Annotated in this window: 3 protein-coding genes; all 3 read right to left on the bottom strand. The window is 46.5% G+C overall.

The window, feature by feature from the left end:
* A partial coding sequence (locus tag M8370_RS23180) for a phage integrase Arm DNA-binding domain-containing protein (protein WP_250021855.1) occupies positions 1-1,067 on the bottom strand: 1,067 nt, incomplete at its 3' end.
* Entirely contained in the window at positions 1,048-1,293 is a 246-nt protein-coding gene (locus M8370_RS23175; RefSeq protein ID WP_071787694.1) for an excisionase, read from the bottom strand. The genes M8370_RS23175 and M8370_RS23180, both read right to left, overlap by 20 nt.
* 52 nt (positions 1,294-1,345) lie before the next feature.
* Positions 1,346-1,894: a 3'-5' exonuclease gene (locus M8370_RS23170; protein WP_250021853.1), complete on the bottom strand. Its 549-nt coding sequence runs from the start codon at positions 1,892-1,894 to the stop codon at positions 1,346-1,348.
* Positions 1,895-2,065 lie beyond the last annotated feature (171 nt).

Raw genomic sequence — 2,065 nt, 5'->3', positions numbered from 1 at the left:
GGGGATTTATGCCCCAGCAAACTTTGAGTATTTACTCCTTGGTCATCATACAGACGTTCCGCTAATGAACGTTGTTCATGAAAAGTTGCTGGTGTGCCATCTCCCCAATTTATCTCTGCTTTATCACGGGCCTTACTGAAATTCATTGTTATGGTATTCGACTTCACCTGCGCTCCACGTTCTGCCATTGAGGTTGCCCGGAAGAAGTGGATTAGGTATGGACTCACTGCATAGTCACGGCAACGCACAACTACATCCCTCAAACTCCAGTCAATCGCGTTAAGTCTAAGGGATAGCGGGATCGCTAGCTTGCTCCCCGTCTTCTCCTGAACGACATGAAGATGGTCATCCCAAATATCGCTAAACTTCATGTTGGAAATATCCCCGAGCCGCTGACCCGTAACGAGCGCCAATAGCATTGCATTGCCCATGTATTGATGGCGGGCATCAGCTATCGCGAAAATCTTTTGCCATTCGTCGAGGTTTAGACGTTGTCGGCTAATCCGCCGGCGCGGTTGTTTTGTAGCCAGAGCCGGGTTATAACCCGGTGGTACCTCGCCATAATGTTGGGCTTCCTTGAAAACATCGATCAAAACAGAGCGGACTACCTGGGCCATCCTCGGTTGACCTTCTGCAACATAGGACTCCAGTATCTGGGCAACATCCCGAACATCGACAGATGAAATCAATTTCATTCCTACGCTCTCACGAAGTAGGGCTACTGGTTTAGCCTTTTGCTTATGAGTGTTTGGCCTGATATCACCATTCTCTAGTCTTTCATCCTGAATTTTCCAATAACGATCCAACCATGTATTCGTTGATATCGCTTTTCCTTTGCTGGAGGCGATCTTGTCACTTATTGCTAAAACCTGCCTGGTGCGCTGTTCAGCTAGTCGCGCATTAGCTTCTATTGCTATTGCTGTTGCTTCAGCCTCGTTAGTCCCGAGGCTATGAAATTTACCAGTTACAGGATGCTTATAGCGCCAGTAGATTTTATTGACCTTACGACTGTAGAGCGGATAAAGATTCGGTATCTTGACGTTGTTTTTACGTGGTCGAGCAGCCATCAGACAGTATCCTTTGAAGCATTGGCGAATCAGATTTTTTAATCACGGGCTGGGTTAAATTACCTGTAATCTCGGCATCTTCTCTTACCCGCCAGTATCTTCCTTCTTTGGTGGCCGGGGGAGTGAACATGCTCTCTTTAGCATATCGACGTAAAGTATTCAGACTTGGAGGATTACTCCGGTATTTTTCCGCAGCCCATTCTTCTAAAGTCAGCATTTGAAGCATGTGATTTACCTCATAATGGCCCATATCAGGGCCATTTTCTGAAATTAAAAAATCAGTGTTCAGTCAGACGCTGCCAGATTGCTGACACGTATTTGACCTGATGAAGAGCATCTGAAATAGCCTTGTGAGTTTCTCCATCAAATGGGATCTCATAGCGAGGCTCGCAGCCAACGGCTTTACCCAACTCGACAACAGTTCTTACATCCCGGTTATTCCAGAACTTCCATGGGCAGGTGATCCCCGTCCGGTCATAAGATGCCTCAAGCAGGACATTGTCATAAGTGGCACCATTCCCCCAGACCTGTACAGAATCAGGACCGTTAGCCGCATTCTCAGCTATAAACTCATTTAGTTGTAGCAAGGCGTCATCGAGCGGAATAGCATCATCCATCACTAACTCTGAACGAGCTTCAGGCGAAGCTTTAAGCCAGAAGATTATGGTAGATGCATCCGGAACCCCGCCGCTGGCCATGGCAGATTCTAGGCTAATCACTTTGTAAAACTCCGATCCGGTATTACCTGTTGATGGATCAAAGAACACGGCTCCGATAGATACGATTGGTGAATCAGCCTTTTTGCCAAAAGCTTCAATGTCGACCATAAGGTGTGTATAGAGCAGTTGCGTCTTGGTATGGTTATGATGACCGGAATCATTATTTATGGCAGCTGTGCTGCTGTAAATTTCAGTAGTGCTTGTGCCTGAGAAAGATTCTTTCGAGCCTTCTGATAACGTAAAGTTTGAATCGCCACGGATAATCTAGACACTTCCGAG

The sequence above is a fragment of the Enterobacter cloacae complex sp. OE43NF genome, assembly GCF_023544405.1.
Lineage (GTDB): Bacteria > Pseudomonadota > Gammaproteobacteria > Enterobacterales > Enterobacteriaceae > Enterobacter > Enterobacter cloacae.
This window is presented reverse-complemented; position numbering and strand designations above follow the sequence as displayed.

What these genes read in the sequence shown, in the direction of transcription:
- M8370_RS23175 (WP_071787694.1), bottom strand. Translation starts at nt 1,293, where the DNA reads ATGCTTCAAATGCTGACTTTAGAAGAATGGGCTGCGGAAAAATACCGG.
- M8370_RS23170 (WP_250021853.1), bottom strand. Translation starts at nt 1,894, where the DNA reads ATGGTCGACATTGAAGCTTTTGGCAAAAAGGCTGATTCACCAATCGTA.